General features: G+C 33.9%; 20 protein-coding genes. 4 read left to right on the top strand and 16 right to left on the bottom strand.

Annotated features, from left to right (window positions below; genetic code table 11):
- Nucleotides 1-17: 17 nt before the first annotated feature.
- The 3 genes from NGI30_RS02455 to fdaB all read right to left on the bottom strand — a co-directional run bounded on the left by NGI30_RS02455 (nucleotide 18) and on the right by fdaB (nucleotide 2,933).
- Entirely contained in the window at nucleotides 18-341 is a 324-nt protein-coding gene (locus NGI30_RS02455) for a winged helix-turn-helix transcriptional regulator (RefSeq protein WP_251518236.1), read from the bottom strand.
- A 75-nt stretch (nucleotides 342-416) separates the two neighbouring features.
- The gene (murA, locus tag NGI30_RS02450) at nucleotides 417-1,676 is read right to left on the bottom strand and encodes a UDP-N-acetylglucosamine 1-carboxyvinyltransferase (protein WP_251518235.1); all 1,260 of its coding nucleotides are present in this window, start codon (nucleotides 1,674-1,676) and stop codon (nucleotides 417-419) included.
- A 396-nt stretch (nucleotides 1,677-2,072) separates the two neighbouring features.
- On the bottom strand, nucleotides 2,073-2,933 hold the full coding sequence (fdaB, locus tag NGI30_RS02445) for a class IIb fructose-bisphosphate aldolase FdaB (RefSeq protein WP_251518234.1): 861 nt from the start codon (nucleotides 2,931-2,933) through the stop codon (nucleotides 2,073-2,075).
- A gap of 200 nt (nucleotides 2,934-3,133) precedes the next feature.
- On the opposite strand from fdaB, the gene NGI30_RS02440 reads away from it, so the two are divergent.
- Nucleotides 3,134-3,655: a DUF2529 family protein gene (locus NGI30_RS02440; protein WP_251518233.1), complete on the top strand. Its 522-nt coding sequence runs from the start codon at nucleotides 3,134-3,136 to the stop codon at nucleotides 3,653-3,655.
- A gap of 128 nt (nucleotides 3,656-3,783) precedes the next feature.
- On the opposite strand, the gene pyrG is transcribed toward NGI30_RS02440, so the two are convergent.
- The 4 genes from pyrG to NGI30_RS02420 all read right to left on the bottom strand — a co-directional run bounded on the left by pyrG (nucleotide 3,784) and on the right by NGI30_RS02420 (nucleotide 7,717).
- Nucleotides 3,784-5,388 (bottom strand): CTP synthase, encoded by a 1,605-nt coding sequence (gene pyrG / locus NGI30_RS02435; RefSeq protein ID WP_251518232.1) that lies wholly within the window; start codon nucleotides 5,386-5,388, stop codon nucleotides 3,784-3,786.
- 355 nt (nucleotides 5,389-5,743) lie between these two features.
- On the bottom strand, nucleotides 5,744-6,304 hold the full coding sequence (gene rpoE / locus NGI30_RS02430; RefSeq protein ID WP_251518209.1) for a DNA-directed RNA polymerase subunit delta: 561 nt from the start codon (nucleotides 6,302-6,304) through the stop codon (nucleotides 5,744-5,746).
- Nucleotides 6,305-6,412: 108 nt separating this feature from the next.
- Nucleotides 6,413-7,273 (bottom strand): GNAT family N-acetyltransferase, encoded by an 861-nt coding sequence (locus NGI30_RS02425; RefSeq protein WP_251518197.1) that lies wholly within the window; start codon nucleotides 7,271-7,273, stop codon nucleotides 6,413-6,415.
- Nucleotides 7,274-7,348: 75 nt separating this feature from the next.
- Entirely contained in the window at nucleotides 7,349-7,717 is a 369-nt protein-coding gene (locus tag NGI30_RS02420; protein WP_251518195.1) for a VOC family protein, read from the bottom strand.
- A gap of 93 nt (nucleotides 7,718-7,810) precedes the next feature.
- On the opposite strand from NGI30_RS02420, the gene coaW reads away from it, so the two are divergent.
- The gene (coaW, locus tag NGI30_RS02415; RefSeq protein ID WP_251942626.1) at nucleotides 7,811-8,614 is read left to right on the top strand and encodes a type II pantothenate kinase; all 804 of its coding nucleotides are present in this window, start codon (nucleotides 7,811-7,813) and stop codon (nucleotides 8,612-8,614) included.
- 109 nt (nucleotides 8,615-8,723) lie between these two features.
- Here the strand turns inward: coaW and NGI30_RS02410 are convergent, their stop codons facing one another.
- The 3 genes from NGI30_RS02410 to NGI30_RS02400 form a co-directional block, all read right to left on the bottom strand.
- A complete protein-coding gene (locus tag NGI30_RS02410; RefSeq protein ID WP_251518192.1) occupies nucleotides 8,724-9,389 on the bottom strand; it encodes a DUF2750 domain-containing protein in 666 nt (221 codons plus the stop codon).
- 140 nt (nucleotides 9,390-9,529) lie between these two features.
- Nucleotides 9,530-10,732, bottom strand: a complete 1,203-nt coding sequence (ldmS, locus tag NGI30_RS02405) for an L-aspartate--L-methionine ligase LdmS (protein WP_251518190.1) — start codon at nucleotides 10,730-10,732, stop codon at nucleotides 9,530-9,532.
- The gene (locus NGI30_RS02400) at nucleotides 10,729-11,913 is read right to left on the bottom strand and encodes a M20 family metallopeptidase (RefSeq protein ID WP_251942624.1); all 1,185 of its coding nucleotides are present in this window, start codon (nucleotides 11,911-11,913) and stop codon (nucleotides 10,729-10,731) included. The genes ldmS and NGI30_RS02400 overlap by 4 nt, the downstream gene beginning before the upstream one ends.
- A 268-nt stretch (nucleotides 11,914-12,181) precedes the next feature.
- Here NGI30_RS02400 and NGI30_RS02395 point away from each other — a divergent pair, with 268 nt between their 5' ends.
- Nucleotides 12,182-12,652, top strand: a complete 471-nt coding sequence (locus NGI30_RS02395) for an S-ribosylhomocysteine lyase (protein WP_251518187.1) — start codon at nucleotides 12,182-12,184, stop codon at nucleotides 12,650-12,652.
- A 97-nt stretch (nucleotides 12,653-12,749) separates the two neighbouring features.
- Here the strand turns inward: NGI30_RS02395 and NGI30_RS02390 are convergent, their stop codons facing one another.
- The 4 genes from NGI30_RS02390 to deoC all read right to left on the bottom strand — a co-directional run bounded on the left by NGI30_RS02390 (nucleotide 12,750) and on the right by deoC (nucleotide 16,332).
- Entirely contained in the window at nucleotides 12,750-13,103 is a 354-nt protein-coding gene (locus tag NGI30_RS02390) for a DoxX family protein (protein WP_342610407.1), read from the bottom strand.
- Nucleotides 13,100-14,287 (bottom strand): phosphopentomutase, encoded by a 1,188-nt coding sequence (gene deoB, locus NGI30_RS02385; RefSeq protein WP_251942622.1) that lies wholly within the window; start codon nucleotides 14,285-14,287, stop codon nucleotides 13,100-13,102. Before deoB ends, NGI30_RS02390 begins: the two co-directional genes overlap by 4 nt.
- Nucleotides 14,288-14,298: 11 nt before the next feature.
- The gene (locus NGI30_RS02380; protein WP_251518183.1) at nucleotides 14,299-15,600 is read right to left on the bottom strand and encodes a pyrimidine-nucleoside phosphorylase; all 1,302 of its coding nucleotides are present in this window, start codon (nucleotides 15,598-15,600) and stop codon (nucleotides 14,299-14,301) included.
- A 69-nt stretch (nucleotides 15,601-15,669) separates the two neighbouring features.
- Nucleotides 15,670-16,332: a deoxyribose-phosphate aldolase gene (deoC, locus tag NGI30_RS02375; RefSeq protein ID WP_251518181.1), complete on the bottom strand. Its 663-nt coding sequence runs from the start codon at nucleotides 16,330-16,332 to the stop codon at nucleotides 15,670-15,672.
- A 184-nt stretch (nucleotides 16,333-16,516) separates the two neighbouring features.
- On the opposite strand from deoC, the gene deoD reads away from it, so the two are divergent.
- A complete protein-coding gene (gene deoD, locus NGI30_RS02370; RefSeq protein ID WP_251518180.1) occupies nucleotides 16,517-17,227 on the top strand; it encodes a purine-nucleoside phosphorylase in 711 nt (236 codons plus the stop codon).
- A gap of 114 nt (nucleotides 17,228-17,341) precedes the next feature.
- On the opposite strand, the gene NGI30_RS02365 is transcribed toward deoD, so the two are convergent.
- Both NGI30_RS02365 and rbsK read right to left on the bottom strand, forming a co-directional pair.
- Nucleotides 17,342-17,785, bottom strand: coding sequence for a Dps family protein (locus tag NGI30_RS02365; protein WP_251518178.1), 444 nt, complete (start codon nucleotides 17,783-17,785; stop codon nucleotides 17,342-17,344).
- Nucleotides 17,786-17,936: 151 nt separating this feature from the next.
- Nucleotides 17,937-18,800: a ribokinase gene (gene rbsK, locus NGI30_RS02360; protein ID WP_251518176.1), complete on the bottom strand. Its 864-nt coding sequence runs from the start codon at nucleotides 18,798-18,800 to the stop codon at nucleotides 17,937-17,939.
- Nucleotides 18,801-18,807 lie beyond the last annotated feature (7 nt).

The following is an 18,807-nucleotide window of genomic DNA, read 5'->3' as shown; positions in this document are numbered from 1 at the left end:
ACAATAAAACAATATATTTAGTTTTCTTCCAAATCCAAATGATCGTGTGCCCAGTCTTCAATTGGAACGAGCGCCTCAGCTAATGCATAACCTTTGTCAGTTAATTGATACGAAATGTTCAATGGACTTTTAGAAATAATCTTCTTTTCAACGAGTCCCCATTCACTAAGTTCAGTCAACTTGAGACTAAGTGCACGTGGCGTTATTGTTTTTAAATCACGTTTCATATCTGAAAAATGCGCAGATCTTTCTGTACATCTAGATAAATAATTTATGATAAGACCGTTCCAACTTCTCCCTAAAATTTTAAAGGTCTTTTCTAGATAAGGGCAAACCTCCATGGTAATCACCTCATATCACTATAATTTTTAAGATACATGTATCTTAACTAGAGTATACTTATTATACCATAGATTTTAAATTTCTTCTGTCCAAATATCTGCGCCTAATCCATTTAATGTGTCAACAATATTTGCATAGCCTCTATGGATATATTTAACGTTATGAATCGTCGTTACGCCTTCAGCTAGTAATCCAGCGACAATTAAGCATGCACCAGCACGTAAGTCACTTGCATACACATCAGTACCTGTTAGTGTAGAAGGTTTAACTGTTGCAGTGCCTTGATCAGCCTCAATATTTGCACCCATATTTTTTAATTCATCCACGTGTTTGAAACGTGCAGGATAGATTGTATCTGTTACAAATGAAACACCATCTGCTTTGAATAATAATGGTGTAATCGGTTGTTGTAAGTCTGTAGCAAAGCCAGGATAAACTAGCGTTTTGATGTCAACACTGTTGAACGCATCACTTTTATTTATTACAGCATAGTCTTCTCCGACTTCTAAATCTACACCGAGTTCTTTTAGTTTAACGATTAGTGATTCTACGTGCGTAGGTATAATATTATTGATTCGCATTTGTTCGCCACTTGCTGCAGCAATACACATATAAGTTCCTACTTCTATACGATCAGGAATAACTTGGTGTCTAGAACCATGTAAACGATCAACGCCATTAATCTTAATTGTTGATGTTCCTGCACCTTTAATATCGGCACCTAAACTAGATAAGAAGTTAGCAACGTCTACCACTTCAGGTTCTTTTGCTGCATTTTCTAATTTAGTTTGTCCTTCAGCGCGAACTGCAGCTAACATGATGTTAATCGTTGCACCAACACTTACAATATCTAAATAAATGTTAGCGCCTGTTAACTTTTCTGCTTCAATTTTCATTGAAGAGTCACTTGATTCATCAATTGTGGCACCCAATGCTTTGAAACCTTTGATATGTTGATCAATTGGTCTTGGTCCTAATTGACAGCCACCTGGAAGGCCAATCACACATTTCTTAAATCGACCTAACAATGCGCCCATCATATAATAAGATGCACGCAATGATTCTACTTTATTATTAGGCAATGAAGTATTTTCAATTTGAGTTGGATCCACATTAAGCGTTGTTCCATCTAAATCAGTTTTAATATTCAAATCACCTAATAGACTTACTAAAGTTTCTACATCTGAAATTTGTGGTAACCCATCAATAGTCACTTGTTCTTCTGCTAAAATTGTTGCTGGAATAATTGCTACTGCACTATTCTTTGCCCCATGGATATCCACATTACCGTTAAGTGTTTGACCACCTCTAATTTTAATCACTTCTTGAACCATTCGTTTTGTTCTCCTTTACCTATCATTCGATTTTCTATTTTATAATACGTATGAATTATAAATTATATCGATTCGCTTTGTAAAACATATGGTATTTTGTTTTGTAACGATCAATATAAAGCTTTATGTAAATTGATATATTTATCTACTTACTTTTCCCAATGGAGCATAAATTAAATCATAAATTTATGTTTTTTCCATACAACATTTATGTAATACATCAGAGTTTAAAAATTTAAATAGTGATTAGTATAAAATATTGAAATTTATAAAATAAACCATCCACTAATGTATAAATTTTGTAAGTATAATTTTGAATAAAGACTACCTATAAAATAAAAAACCGATGTCATCTTTATATAATAGATAACATCGGTTTGATTTAAAGTTTGAAATTTATTTTGCTTGGTTTGAAGTACCAAATTCTTTAATTTTTCCAATAACTGTTGCTTTAATCGCTTCACGTGCAGGACCTAAATATTTACGAGGATCGTACATATCTTGATCTTTATTTAATGTTTCACGTACTGCTTTTGCTGAAGCAATTTGATTTTCAGTGTTTACGTTAATTTTAGCTGTACCGTATGGAATAGCTCTTTGAATATCTTTCGTTGGGATACCAGTTCCACCATGTAATACAAGTGGTAAACCAGTTGATGCACCAATTTCTTCCATTTCTTTAAATCCTAATTTAGGTTCGCCTTTATATGGTCCATGTACTGAACCTAATGCAGGTGCTAATGTATCGATTCCTGTTCTTTCAACAAGTTCTTGACATTCTTTTGGATCAGCGTAAATTACACCATCTGCAACGACGTCATCTTCTTGTCCACCAACTGTACCTAATTCAGCCTCAACTGAAACACCGTTTGCATGTGCATATTCTACCACTTTTGAAGTGATTTCAATATTGTCTTCAAATGGTTCATGAGAAGCATCAATCATAACTGAAGTGAATCCAGCGTCGATTGCTTCTTTACATTTTTCGAAACTAGAACCATGGTCTAAGTGGATTGCAACTGGAATAGTGATTTCTTTATCATGCATTAATCCTTCAACCATTTTAACAACTGTGTAGAAACCACCCATGTAACGAGCAGCACCTTCTGATACACCTAAGATAACTGGCGCATTTTCTTCTTGTGAAGCTTCTAAAATTGCTTGTGTAAATTCTAGGTTATTTAAGTTATATTGACCAACTGCATAACCGTTTTCTTTTGCATCTATTAACATTTCTTTCATTGAAACTAAAGGCATGAAAGTTCCTCCTTGGTGCATTATGCACATAATTTTACAAAATCATTATACCAAATTAATAAACTTTTTGCATTATTCAGTATCTTTGAAAGCGTTTTTAATTTTACTGTTGTCTTTATCTTTATTTCAGAAACATGCATAATATTGCAATCGACACGTACGTTTTTTACAATAGATAAATGTAGGAATGGAGGTAAACGATGTCGAAAATATTAACTACTCAATTAACCGGTATTTTTAACCGTATAGAAGATCAAAGTATAGATGTTCAAATGGCGAGTCAATGTCTGATTCAGGCTATCGGCGGTGAAGGTCATGTTTATATTAAAGGTTATGACGATTTAAAGTTTTATGAATCTTATATACTCAACAGCAAAGAACAACTAAAATCTAGTAAAGCACTTGAAACATTATCTGATTTCCACCAATTAGACACGACTGATCGTGTATTATTATTTGCACCATTTTACACTGAGCAGGTAGAAGAAGATGTTAATGCTTTAATTAAAGAAGACACTGATTTTGTTCTCATATGTAATAAACCTAAAAATATTGAATTTCCGGATCACTTATTCCACTTCGTCAACTTAAGTTCACCAAGACCTATCGTATTTACAGAAGATTACGATAAAGTAGTGGAACCACACCCTATCGCTTTTCATTATATTTATTACGAAATCTACACACAAATGGTAGAGATGATTCGAGATTTAGATTTGTAATACACGTGTATATTGAACTAACCTCTTATTTATTTTGAAAAACAAAAAACGATGATTTCTACATTTCTCAGTAGAAATCATCGTTTTTATTATAAGCTAGTATTTCAAATCTAATTAATTCAAAATAACTATTTTTGTTTGTTCATTGCCGCTTCAACGAATGCTTTAAAGATTGGTTGAGGTCGTTGCGGTCTTGATAAAAATTCAGGATGGAATTGACATGCCACAAAGAAATCATTTTTAGGTATTTCAATCATTTCCACTAATCGGCCATCCGGACTTGTTCCTGAAAAGACCATTCCATTAGATTCTAACTTTTCTCTATATTCATTATTGAATTCATAACGATGGCGGTGTCTTTCTTCAATATCTAATTTGTTGTAGATGTTATAAGCTAAAGTATCTTCTTTAATATGACATGGATAAAGACCTAATCTTAAAGTCCCGCCTAAATCTTCAATATCTTTCTGCTCTGGCAATAAGTCAATAATTGGGTAAGGCGTATTTGGGTCTAATTCTGCTGAGTGGGCATTTTCTAAACCAAGTACATTTCTTGCGTACTCAACTGTCGCTAGTTGCATGCCTAGACAAATACCAAAGAATGGCACATTATTTTCACGTGCATATTTTATCGCTGATATTTTCCCTTCACTTGCACGGAAACCAAAGCCACCAGGCACTAAAACGCCATCAACATCTGCTAAATATTCAGCAACATTATCATCTGTTACTTCACTCGAATCAATCCATTTAACTTCAACATCTTTTTTGAATGGATAACCCGCATGCTTTAACGATTCAACAACTGATAAATAAGCATCTTGTAGGCTTACATATTTACCTACTAATCCTATCTTAATCGTGCCATCTAAATTGTTTACTGTATCTAATAAGTTTTCCCAATCATCTAATTGTGTATCGTACTTCGGATTTAACGCTAGTCTTTCGATAACAATATCATCCATATCTTGTTTACTTAATTGTAATGGAATTTCATATAATGATTCAGCGTCACGACATTCAATAACGCTCTCTTTATTAATGTCACAGAATAAAGCAATCTTATCTTTTAAATCGGCAGTCATTTCATACTCTGTACGCACAACGATGAGATCTGGTTGAATACCTAAACCACGTAGCTCTTTCACACTGTGTTGTGTTGGTTTCGTCTTCATTTCACCAGCAGCTTTAATATATGGTAATAACGTACAGTGTAAGTACATCACATTGTCGCGCCCTAAATCGCTACGTATCTGTCTAATCGCCTCGATAAATGGTAATGATTCAATGTCACCTGTAGTTCCACCGATTTCAGTAATAACCACATCAGCGTTTGTACTCTCACCAGCAAGTAATAAACGTTCTTTAATTTCATTTGTGATATGAGGGATAACTTGAACTGTACCACCTAGATAATCGCCACGACGTTCTTTTTTCAACACGTGTGAATAAACTTTACCCGCTGTTACGTTTGAATATTTGTTCAAATTAATGTCGATAAATCTTTCATAATGTCCTAAATCTAAGTCTGTTTCTGCACCATCATCGGTTACGAATACCTCACCATGTTGGTAGGGGCTCATCGTTCCCGGGTCAACATTTAAATAAGGGTCGAACTTTTGAATAGTTACCTTTAATCCTCTATCTTTTAATAATCTACCTAAAGATGCAGCAGTAATACCTTTTCCTAAGGAAGATACAACCCCACCTGTTACAAAAATAAATTTTGTCATAATATGCCTCCTATAAATAAAAACAAAAAGTTAAACTATTACTATAATCATGATTGGAATTTCTTTTAAACTGAAAATTAACATTTACTCTAAAACCCAAACGCTTTTACAAACGCATTTTGAATAATGAAATGCATATCGAAAAAATTGACGCTAGGTGCTTTTCAATAATTTATAAAATACATACATATTTACCAATGTTTTTTGTTATAAAATAAAAAAATCGCTCCCTCTCACATCATAGTAAGGGGGAGCGTATATGTTTTATACACGTCGTCCTAATTAAAGGAGCCCGAATAAAATTCTATCACTTTCACAAGAAAAGTCAATTAAATGATTATATTTATTTTATGATTTATTCTTGCTTAGAATCTTCTTCTTCCTCTTCATAATCATCTTCTTCAAGATCGTCTTCGTCCTCTTCGTCATCTTCATCGATAACGATATCTGATTCATCAATTTCCTCTTCGACTTGATCCACTTTGTTTTCTTCTGGATCTTCCGGGTCATTTAAAGTTTCTTGGTCTTCTGTAACTTTAGGTATATCATCATCTTCATCATTATCATCTTCACCAAGTAACTTTAAGTTCTTATCTTCCTCGTCTTCGTCATCAAGAATATCAAACTTCTGAATTGTTGGTGCAATCTTCTCTTCAATATCGTCAACTGAATACCAGTCGCGTAATCCCCAAATATTCTCACCAACGTTTAAGAAACGACCATCTGTATTTAAGTCCGTATAGAACTGTACGATACGATCTTCAATTTCATCATCATTATAATGTCCAATAGCTTTAAACTCATCAATAATATCATATAAATTCATTGTATCGCCTTTTTCATGCAACAAAGTATAGGCCATATCAATAAAAGATTTTTCATCAACCATTTCTTTTGTATAATCTTGAATTTTCATATCAACTATTCTTCCTTTCAATGGCATTTATCCCATTCAGATCTTTTATCTTAAGTCATCATAACAAATCTAAATTATAAATGACAATGTGCAATTTATCAATGTCAATTAATAATTTATATATTTTTCAAAAACGACAAAGTCATCGGCAGCATCGATTTCTACGAAGTTACTATTCATACATAACGGTTTTAATTCATTATTTTCACCGTATAATGTAATTGAAAGTTTATTAACGTCTTTAAAGTGCTTTCTAACATAAGTCGAAAGTTGTCTTAAAGCGCTCTCAGCAATCCCTTTGTTTCGCTGGTCTTTATTTACTTCTACTTTTGAAATATTCATGCGTTGTTCATGTTGTTCTACAGCGATAAAACCAACTTTTTCATTATCTTTAATCAAATCTATAATATAAATATCATAAGGTGTTGCTTCCTCATTGGGCATAAGCTTTAATGACGATACATATTTAGAATCTAAATCTAAGTAGTAAAGTCTTTCTTTACCTAATGGCCCCTCTTCCTTGGTTGCCGTATGCATAAAACCTGCGCGTTCATAAACGTTCCATGCACCAGTATTTTCAGCGTCTACGACAAGATAAAGGTGGTTAAAATCTGGGAACAAAGCTTGAACATATTGAGGTAAATACATCATCATCTTTGTTCCATACCCATGACCTTGGTATTTTTCATTTACAGATAAAGAACGCACATACACGACATGATTAGGCGTTTCATAACCTTCATGTTGATAATGTTTATGTAGTACAAAGAAACCTACAACTTCCCCTTGGTCGTTTAAGGCAACATTTGGAATTCTATTTTCATCATTTAATGCATCATCTAGTACATCTTTTGGCAACGAAGAGTAAATCTGTTGACGTTCATTAAGTTTAAATCCCAATAACGCTTCTTTAAAATTTTCCTCATATGGTTGAACTGTTATATCTTCGAATTGTTTTTTTATCAACATCGTCAATCCCCTAGTTTAATTTAATAATCTATCAATACCCCAAGTTATCATAAATATTCCATTTATTAAGCATCATTAATTTAAAAAGCAATTCATTAACCAGTTCACTTCATACTTATCTTTAACTTGTCCATGCATCGCATTAAAGAAAGTTTTTTCAAGTGGCATGTGTGGATCGCCCGCTTCACTTAATGCTTCATACGTTTGCTTTTGTTCATCTAAGTTATCAAATGTTAAAATCACATTCGTATTGTCATTACTCCATTCACGTCCATATGTACTTGAAATGTGAATAACGATTGTTTCATTTACATGTAATTCAGCATGTAATAAATGACCATTCGTTTCGTTTAATTTCTTTATTTCCCCGCCAAACGCATTTTTATAAAAATTAACAGCTTCCTCTACATCGTTCACTTTAATAAATGGACTTAATTGAATCATTTACCTATCGCTCCCTTTACAATTTCGTGTTGATTTTTCTCTATTTTATTATATTATTAGATGTAATGTAAAATCATTCTAGGAGGCTATCAAATGAAAATTGGTGTCGATGCTGGTGGAACGCTTATTAAAATTGTTAAAGAACATAATGGTGAACGCCAGTATGAAACTATGCTTACGACTGAAATAGATAAAGTTATCAACTGGTTGAACCAACAACAATGTGAAGATATTAACTTAACAGGTGGGCAAGCCGCTTCAATTAGTAGCAAACTTGATTGTGCATCCAATGTTCACGTCGAGTTTGACGCATCATCAAAAGGGTTAGAAATGTTGTTAAACGAACAAGGTCATCATTTAACTGATTACATATTTGCAAATGTAGGAACAGGGACATCACTACATTATACAGATGGTAAATCTCAGCAACGTGTAGGCGGCGTTGGTACTGGTGGAGGTATGATTCAAGGGTTAGGTTATTTATTAACTGGAATTGATGATTACACACAATTGACGAACCTCGCACAACAAGGCGATCGTGAAATTATAGATTTAAAGGTTAAACATGTATATCAAGGTAGTGAGCCACCTATCTCTGGGGATTTAACTGCCGCAAACTTTGGACATGTATTACATCATTTAGATAAAACTTTCACTGATGCAGATAAATTAGCCTCAGTTATCGGTGTCGTCGGTGAAGTTGTTACGACGATGGCAATTACATTAGCAAGAGAGTATCAAACGAAAAATGTAGCCTATATCGGTTCATCTTTTAGCAACAACCAATTATTACGTGAAGTCGTTGAAAATTATACAGTGTTACGCGGTTTTACACCATACTATATCGAACATGGCGCATTCTCAGGTGCACTAGGCTCTATACATCTATCTAAATAATTAATATAAAAAGCCACCTCACAAGATTAATGAAACTTGTAAGGTGGTTTTTCTAAATTCCCAAATTCTTTTTGTTTAATTATAGCTTCAAATTACAATCGCTTTTTTATTAAAACGTAAGTTGATCAGCTAACTTTTGCGCCGATACTACTGTCCCAATAACGCCTGGTTTCAAATCAATGGCTACTGCTTTATCATCATCTCTTAAGTTATCAAGCCATTCACCGAAAACTTCGCCTTCAACTTCTATTAAATCACATTCTTCAAAGTCTGCGTTTCGTACTTTTTCAGCTCTACTTTTAATACTCCAAACAGGCATAATTTGTGGACGTTGATGTGTTTCATCGCTAATCATAATGAATTGGTTTTGATTTTTGTTAGTTAAACCAAATACTAAATCATCTTTAGCTACATCTTTGACAAACTCTTTCACACGAACATTATCTAAATCTGACATAAGTTCATTTGTCGCTTTATAAATATTAATAAATTCCCCGTCATTTTTTGATGTTGGATTCATTAAAATCTCTTCATCTTTTGTGAAGAAATCATCTAGCTCATACGTCACAAAGCGATCGACATCTAGTCTTTTAATCTTGTCGACGTCCACATCTTCTTGTTCTAAATATGTTTTTGCCATTGTTTTGTCTGACCATGCTATAACAACGTTTTTCCCATCACGTTCAACTCGCACGAGCTCTTTAGATTTTACTGCTACATAAAAAACTTCATTCACTAAAATATCTTTGAAAAATGAACTTTCTTTGTAAGACATGTTTACACCTTCTATTCATTTTTAAATTTGCTTACATTGAAAATATAAACGACACAACTATACGCGTCAATTAGTGATTTACTGTATTCATTTATTTTTTAAATTACTTTAATTGTTAATTATTTACAATTAAATAGATATTACTTGTTATTTGCATTTAATTCTTTTAAAAATTGTCTTTCTAACTTTTCTACCTCTGCTTGATTTTCAGCATGCCATATACAACCAAAACGCGATTTAACATCATCATCTTTATACCAATCACCGTCATAATAAGACAGAGGTAACAATACACCTCGTGCGACATATTTCTTTATTGTATTGAAGAAATGCGTGTTATCACAAGGTGCGATATAACTGTAAAACTTATGGAAACCTTGAGTTAATAACGGCTCTAATAAGAGCATACTCGTTGAACCATTTTGTCTGAAATTTAAATCGATTGCAAAGATATCCCCATTTTTATCTAATAGCAAGTCAAAGCCTGCAACACCAAAGTAACCTTTAGAAACGCCAATTTCCATAATTTCTCTACCAGCTTGAATAACTTTTTCAGGAACATCTATAGAATTGTGATTGCCGTTATAATGTCCATATTTGTCAGTGAGTTGCTCAGAAGTTCCGATGTATTGTATGCCTCTTTGCTCAGAGTATGCAAATTGTACACAGTAATTTGCTACCGCTTCAATCATTTGTTCAATAATCATCGTTTGGGTTGCATCTTCAGCTTTCTTAATACGTGCTTTAGCCTTTGCTAAATCTGTGTTGTTGTAACAAATCATCACACCATAACCACCTGCTGTTGGTAATTCATCGCCAGGTTTTAAAACGAAAGGAAAGTCCCATTCCTTAATTTTTGTTTCGAATTCCTCCATCTTTACGATTTCTCTTTTAGGTAAATGCTTAAAATTCGTCCACTCTGGTATGCGTGATTTATTATTTAACGCAACAAAAATGTCCTTGTCTAATGCGTAATGTTTTTTATTCACGACCGATTCTTCATGTATATATTGGAAATATATTTTTTTATTTTGAGTGTGTGCAATATCTTTAAGCAAACGTTCATATGTTTGTCGATCTTCAAATGAATAAATATTTTCAGGCATATCTTTACCTATCATTTCAAATAATTGTTGGATTTTATCTGTCACACTTGCTTTATGCACAATGACGGGTAGTTGGTTTGCAATGATTAATTCACGTGCTGTTAAAAAATTAGACTGATGTTCCTCAGCTTCCAACCATGGATTCGCTAAATAAGACGGACGAGAAGAATAAACTACATTTGAATCATACAAATCACTCAATGATAATTTTGGTTGTAGTGTTTTAGGGCTACTCATTTTTTGTGCTCCTTCGTATATTTATATTGATCGACAATTTCATCGAACAATGGTTTATTTATTATTAGTTCAAGACCCATTAATGCCAGTATTTTTGAACCTCTGATTAATGCTTGATCTCCTTGATGACTTGCTGCAGCTTCACGGAACCTATGTGTGTGACCTACTAAATTTCTAGAACCTATTTTGATATGCGGATGAATTGTTGGAACAACATGACTTACATTACCTGTATCCGTTGAGCCATAACCAAAGTCATCATGACTTACATTTTCACCTAAGTCAGTCGCAAATTTTTCGAATAGTTCATCCAGTTTAGGTGTTTTAATAAATTCGTTGACTCCATTTTGAATAGGACCAAATTCGTAATCACAACCGGTTTGAATCGCTGCACCTTTGGCGATTTGACTTACTTTCGTTGTTAAAATATCTAACGCTTTACGCGATGTTGCTCTAGTATAAAAACGTGCATGTGTATAATCAGGAATAATATTTGCTGCTTGACCACCATCCAATATTACGCCGTGAACACGTTCAGTGCGTTTAATATGCTGTCGTAGTTGGGCAACACCATTAAAGTACGAAATCATTGCATCTAATGCGTTTTTTGCTTCATCCGCATTTTCAGAAGCATGTGCGCTCTTACCATAAAATTTAATATCTAACACATCTACAGCTAATGTATTGATAGTAGGATAAGTTTCATTACCTGGATGTACCATTAAAGCGATATCCAAGTCGTCAATGACCCCTTCTTTAACATATGATGCTTTGGCACTCCCATTTTCACCGCCTTCTTCTGCTGGGCAACCTAAGACAATGACTTCACCACCGATTTGGTCTATATGTTGTTTTAAAGCTATACCTGCTAATACACTCGCAGTTCCTATAATATTGTGGCCACATGCATGTCCTAAACCAGGTAAAGCATCATATTCAGCTAAATAACCAATAGTTGGCCCCGGTAGTTCAGAATCATAACGCGCTATAAAACCTGTTCCGTGACCAGCAATATCTGTTTCAACTTTAAAATCTTGCTCTATTAATTGATCAATTAATGTACGTGATGCAAATATTTCTTCGTTACCTAACTCTGGACGTTGATGAATTAAATGACTAATATCAATATATTTATGTTTTTCACTTTCTATATAATCTAAAATACTTTGTTTTTCATTCATATTTGCAAAACTGCCTCCCCACAATCATACAACTTCTGTTACATCAATCGCTTTTACTTAATTTCCCTATATTTTTTGTATGAATTATAAATATAATTTTTGTGATTACCATTTATTTTATACGGTGAAGTTCAATCTGTCATTAATTTTTCAGAAATTTTAAAATTTTAATACTAATATACATATCATATCGACATTGTTGTGAAATTGTAAATAATTCATATGCTTGTTACAATTATGGTAATTAAATGACTAGGAGGATATTGTTATGCCAAAAATGAATGTTGAAAGTTTTAATTTAGACCATACAAAAGTAGTTGCACCGTTTGTACGTCTAGCTGGGAAAATGGAAGGTGCAAATGGAGATGTTATTCATAAATACGATATCCGTTTCAAACAGCCAAATAAAGAACATATGGAAATGCCTGGATTACATTCTTTAGAGCATTTAATGGCTGAAAATATTAGAAACCATTCAGATAAAATTGTAGATATTAGCCCTATGGGTTGCCAAACAGGTTTTTATGTATCTTTCATTAACCATGATGATTATGAAGATGTGTTAAATATAATTGAACAAACTTTACAAGATGTCTTAAATGCAGAAGAAGTACCAGCTTGTAATGAAGTTCAATGTGGATGGGCAGCAAGTCATTCATTAGAAGGTGCAAAAGAAATCGCACAAGCTTTCTTAGATAAAAAAGCACAATGGGACGACATTTACGGCGAAGGTAAATAATAACTTATATCCCAATATTTAAAAGCCCCACTGATAGATTTCAATAAATACTATCAGTGGGGTTTATTTTTATAGCATTTTCCCATAGAAAAAATAATTATAATTTATGAATTATTCTAATTAATACAAATTGTAATGGTAACCTCGCATATAATAACCACGCAGGTAATTGCTTACCACCTAAAGGTATATTTTTTCGTGCCATATATACATTTGCAGGTAATACTGCCCATAGAAATGCACTTATTGCTCTTTTTAAACAAGTTGTAGGGCGTTGTTTTATCAATAATCCCCCGAAGATGATTTCAATTACACCTGTGATGAGTACCGCTGTTTTACGTAAAGGTAAATAGTCAGGAACAATCTTTCTAAAGCTAGGTTCATCTTTAAAATGTAACACCCCTGCTATCGTAAACATTAAGCCGAGCAATATTCTAATTAAATGTTTCACTTTTCAATACCCATTTCCTTTAAGTAACTTCTACCAAACTTTGGTAATGGTACATCAAAGTTATCTGCAATTGTGGCACCAATAGAACTGAATGTATTATCTGTTGTTAAGCCATGATATTCATTAATCTTAGGGCTGAACATTAACACTGGAATATATTCACGTGTATGATCTGTTCTTTCTGCTGTTGGATCATTACCGTGATCGGCTGTAATAATTACGAGATCGTCCTCTTGTAAGTGATCTATTAATTCTGGTAAACGCTCATCAAAGTCTTTAAGTGCTTGTGCATAACCTGCTTTATCTCTACGGTGTCCATATTGCGCATCAAAATCAACAAGATTTAAAAAGCTTAAGCCTTTAAAATCTCGTTTGACAGTATCGATTAATTTATCCATACCGTCCATGTTATTTTTAGTACGAACCGCTTCAGTAATACCTTCTCCATCATAAATATCATTAATCTTACCTAAAGCAATCACATCATAATCATGATCTTTAAGTTCATTCATGACCGTTCTACCGAAAGGCTTTAATGCATAATCATGACGGTTTGGTGTACGTGTAAAGTTACCAGGTTCCCCGACATAAGGGCGTGCAATAATACGACCAATTAAATATTCTGGATCTTTCGTTAGTTCTCGAACCTTTTCACATATATCATATAATTCTTCTAAAGGTATAATATCTTCATGCGCTGCAATCTGTAATACTGGATCAGCAGAAGTGTAGACGATTAAATCACCTGTTTTCATTTGATGTTCGCCCCACTCATCAATGATCTGAGTACCAGAGGCCGGTCGATTCGCTACGACCTTTCTTCCTGTAATGCTTTCAATTTCTTTAACTAATTTCTCAGGAAAACCTTCAGGATACACTTTAAATGGTTGCATGATATTTAATCCCATTATTTCCCAATGACCTGTCATCGTATCTTTACCTACAGAAGCTTCACTCATTTTCGTGTAAAACGCATGAGGTGTATCTACTTGTTCTATGACAGGAAGTGGCTCTATATTACCTAGGCCTAGATTTTGTAAGTTTGGTAATGATTGTTCAAAACCTTCTAACGTATGCTTTAATGTATGACTTCCTTCATCATTAAACGCTTTCGCATCAGGCCCTTCACCTATTCCTACTGAATCCATTACGATTAAATGTACTCTATTAAATGGTTGAGTCATTTGATTCACTCCTATTCTGTTATCACTTTATGAATCAATGGTAATGTTTGTCCTGATTCACTTATCGTGATATTGTCATATAATTTCTCTTTGACTTGCTCAATATCCTGTGAATTGCTATGGATTGTTAATAAGGATTCACCTTGTTGTACTTTGTCTCCTACCTTTTTATGCAAAATGAGACCCACACTTAAATCAATCTCATCATCTTTTGTTTGACGTCCAGCACCTAACATCATTGATGCAACACCAATTTCATTGGCAATCATTTCAGTTACGATGCCTGAAGTCTGTGCTGGAAGTTCTATTTGATATTGTGCCTGAGGTAGTTTAGATGTATCTTCAACGACCGAACCGTCGCCACCTTGATTTTCTAAAAATACTTTAAAACGGTCTAACGCCGAACCATCATCAATCGCTTTTTGTAAAATTTGTTTAGCTTCGTCTATACTTTCAGCTTTACCACCAAATACAACCATTTGAGCACCTAAAGTTAGTACGAGTTCTGTGAGATCTTCTGGACCCCGACCTTGTAATGTTTCGATGGCTTCTTTCACTTCTAGTGCATTACCAATAGCGTAGCCAAGCGGTTGACTCATATCTGAAATAATAGCCATCGTTTTTCTACCTACGTTATTTCCTATTCGCACCATAGCATGTGCCAACGCTTCAGCCTCTTCAATTGTCTTCATAAAAGCCCCATTACCTGTTTTAACATCTAGCACAATAGCATCTGCGCCAGCAGCTATTTTCTTACTCATAATGGATGAAGCAATTAACGGTATGGAATTAACAGTTCCTGTAACATCACGTAAACTATAGAGCTTTTTATCTGCTGGTGTTAAATTTCCAGTTTGACCAATTACTGCTAATTTATCTTCATTTACCAGTTTAATAAACTGATCTTCTTCTATTTCAACATGAAAACCTGAAACTGATTCTAATTTATCAATCGTACCACCCGTATGACCGAGACCTCGCCCGCTCATCTTAGCTACTGGAACGCCAACAGAAGCTACTAATGGTGCTAATACTAATGTCGTTGTATCGCCCACACCTCCTGTTGAATGTTTATCTACTTTAATTCCTTCAATACGTGAAAGATTAATGACATCACCCGATTGAACCATAGCCATTGTTAGTGCTGCACGTTCTTCATCGTTCATATCTTGGAAAAATATCGCCATCGCTAAACTGGATGCTTGATAGTCAGGTATCTCACCCTTCGTATAGCCTTTGATAAAAAATTCAATTTCTGATGTCGTTAAAGCTTCTCCATTGCGTTTTTTCTCAATTAAATCAACCATTCGCATAAGTTACGACCTCCTATGTCTTTGACTTAAAACACTTATGCATATTACTGCTTATCAAATATTTATTTCTTAATAATCTGAATTACTTTCCAAACCTTGGATGATTTGTACGCCTGCGCTTGCACCAATTCTTGTAGCGCCTGCCTCTAACATTTTATTGAAATCTTCTAAGTTTCTTACTCCACCAGAAGCTTTGACTTCTAAATCATCACCTACAGTTTCTTTCATAAGTTTAACGTCTTCAGCTGTGGCACCACCGCCAGCAAAACCAGTTGAAGTTTTAACGAAATGTGCACCTGCTGCTTTACTCAATTCACTCGCTTTAACCTTTTCCTCATCAGTTAATAGACATGTTTCTATAATTACTTTAACTGTATGTTGTTGAGCAGCCTTTACAACAGCTTCGATATCAGATTGAACATCATCATAACGGCCATCTTTAAGTGCACCGATATTGATTACCATATCGATTTCTGATGCGCCATTTTTGATTGCATTTTCCGTTTCAAAACGCTTAACTTCAGTTGTCGTAGCACCTAATGGAAAGCCGATCACTGTACATACCAATACATCACTATCTTGTAACTTTTCAGCAGCATATGCCACATGGCTCGGATTTAAGCATACTGATTTAAAGTGATACTGTTTCGCTTCTTCGATAATCTTATCCACCTGTTCTCTTGTAGAATCAGGTTTTAATAAAGTGTGATCGATATATTGTGCATAGTTCATAATGCATCCTCCTAAAAATTATTTGACTCATTTAAATATGGGACAGAACTGAAATTATTCCATAACGTTCACACACGTCTCTAGATAAAACGCATGCCCTTTTCTCCTATACTACAAAAATTCGCAAAAATAATAAACAAATGTTATCTTTATTTTGATAAAGAATTTAAAGGAGAAGATGACTATGACAAACGGTACACCTCATATTCAACCTAAAGAGTCAAAAATTGCCAAAACGGTATTAATGCCTGGCGATCCGCTACGTGCCAAATACATTGCTGACAATTATTTAGAAGATGTTGAGCAATTTAACGAAGTAAGAAATATGTTTGGTTATACTGGTACATATAAAGGTAAGGAAATCTCAGTAATGGGCTCAGGCATGGGTATACCGAGCATCGGTATTTATTCATATGAGCTATATAATTTCTTTGATGTTGAAACAATTATTCGTATTGGTTCATGCGGAGCTTTACAAGAAAATGTTAATTTATATGACATTATTATTGCTCAAGGAGCTTCAACAAATTCAAATTATGTAGAACAATTCAATATTCCAGGTCATTATGCACCGTTAGCTGACTTTGATTTAATGTTAAAAGCTAAACAAAAAGCAGACGAAATTGGTGCTACAACACACGTTGGTAATATTTTATCTTCAGATACTTTCTATAATGCAGATGAAACATTTAACGACCAATGGCGTCGTATGGGAATTTTAGGTATAGAAATGGAGTCAGCTGGTTTATATTTAAATGCAACTTATGCTAATAAAAAGGCATTAGGCGTATTTACTGTAAGTGATCATATATTAAGAGATGAAGCTACAACACCAGAAGAACGTCAAAATGCATTTACTCAAATGATGGAAATTGCATTAGAAATTGCTGAATAAGTTAACATTACTAGAGCCCTTCAAAAGTCTACTCATAGAATAGACTTTTGAAGGGCTCATTTTATTTGTTATATATTAATTCCTCAAAGGCTGAGGTACTCTATTTAACATTTCTTACGCTAAATAAGATTTTAACATCCAGTTATGTTTGTCGATATCTGTTTTCATACCGATAAACATATCTTCCGTTACATCATCATCAGCATTGCCAGCAACTTCGATTGCTTCATCTAATTGTTTAGAAATGTTTGTGAAGTCTTTTGATAATTCTTCTACCATTTCTTCTGCTTTATAAGATTTTTCCGCTTCTTCAACAATTGAAAGTTCTAAGCTTTCTTTTAATGTTGCTACTGGGCTTCCACCTACTGCTAAAATACGTTCAGCTAAATCATCTATATATTGGCTTGCTTCATCATATAATTCTTCAAATTTCACGTGTAGTGAAAAGAAATTAGGTCCTTTTACGAACCAATGGAAATTGTGTAATTTAGTATATGCTACAGTCCAGTTTGCTACTTGTTGGTTTAATACTTTAACTACATCTTCATTATTTGCCATTATAAAACCTCTCCTTTTTATTCCCTTAATCAAAGAGACATGTTCTTGATTACAATAATTATTATATTATAATTATTACAATCTGTAAACTGTAAATGGTTAAGTTTGAGATGTTTTCCATCTATTTCTTAATTACCCAATTATAAATAGCTTAATCTAAATCTTTCCTATATGGCATCGCTCCTTGAGCACCATAGTCAGTTATTGAAAAACTCGCAGCTAAATTGGCAAAATCAATCGCATCAGCCAATGCTTTATTCTCATTTAGAGCAACTGCTAATGCACCATTAAATGTGTCTCCAGCCCCTGTAGTATCAATAACATCTCGTCTATATCCATCTATATGATATTGAGAATCATTGTAGAATGATGCACCTAAAGCACCTTGAGTAATGATTAATTTATTTGGTAATTGTGCTAAAGCTTGTGTCTCTTTATGATTAAAGAGCAACTGGCTTTCAGATTCATTTGGCGTTAACCAATCTACTTTACTAATAATTTCTGGATTTAAAGGACGATATGGCGCAGGGTTGAGTATCACTTTCATACCGTGATTCGATGCATAGTTTACTACTGCTGTAATGGTGTCTTCTGGAATTTCTTGTTGCATTATTATGATATCACCAGCTTGAAATTGTTTAATCTTGGGCAATACGTTTTCAGGTGTTACGTAATTATTTGCACCCGGTACTACAATAATCCTATTGTCATTTTCATATAATGTGATATGTGCAGTACCAGAATTTTCATTTTTAATTGTATCCATAAAATACGTATCTACATTATTTTGTTTTAAATTATCAATAATCTGTTGGCCATGCGCATCTTCGCCTACTGCGCCAATCATATATACTTTGTCACTTAAACGTGCTGCAGCTATAGCTTGGTTAGCTCCTTTACCACCAGGATTAGTAAAGAAGGTATCTCCCATTACAGTTTCTCCTGTATTTGGAAGTACTGATGTCTTAACCACCAAATCAATTGATGCACTACCTATAACTACAATGTTTCCCATACACAAA

It is taken from the genome of Staphylococcus sp. Marseille-Q5304 (assembly GCF_943737015.1).
In the GTDB taxonomy this organism is placed as follows: Bacteria; Bacillota; Bacilli; order Staphylococcales; family Staphylococcaceae; genus Staphylococcus; species Staphylococcus hsinchuensis.
Note: the sequence above shows the minus strand (reverse complement) of the source record. Positions and strands in the feature narration are given on the sequence as shown.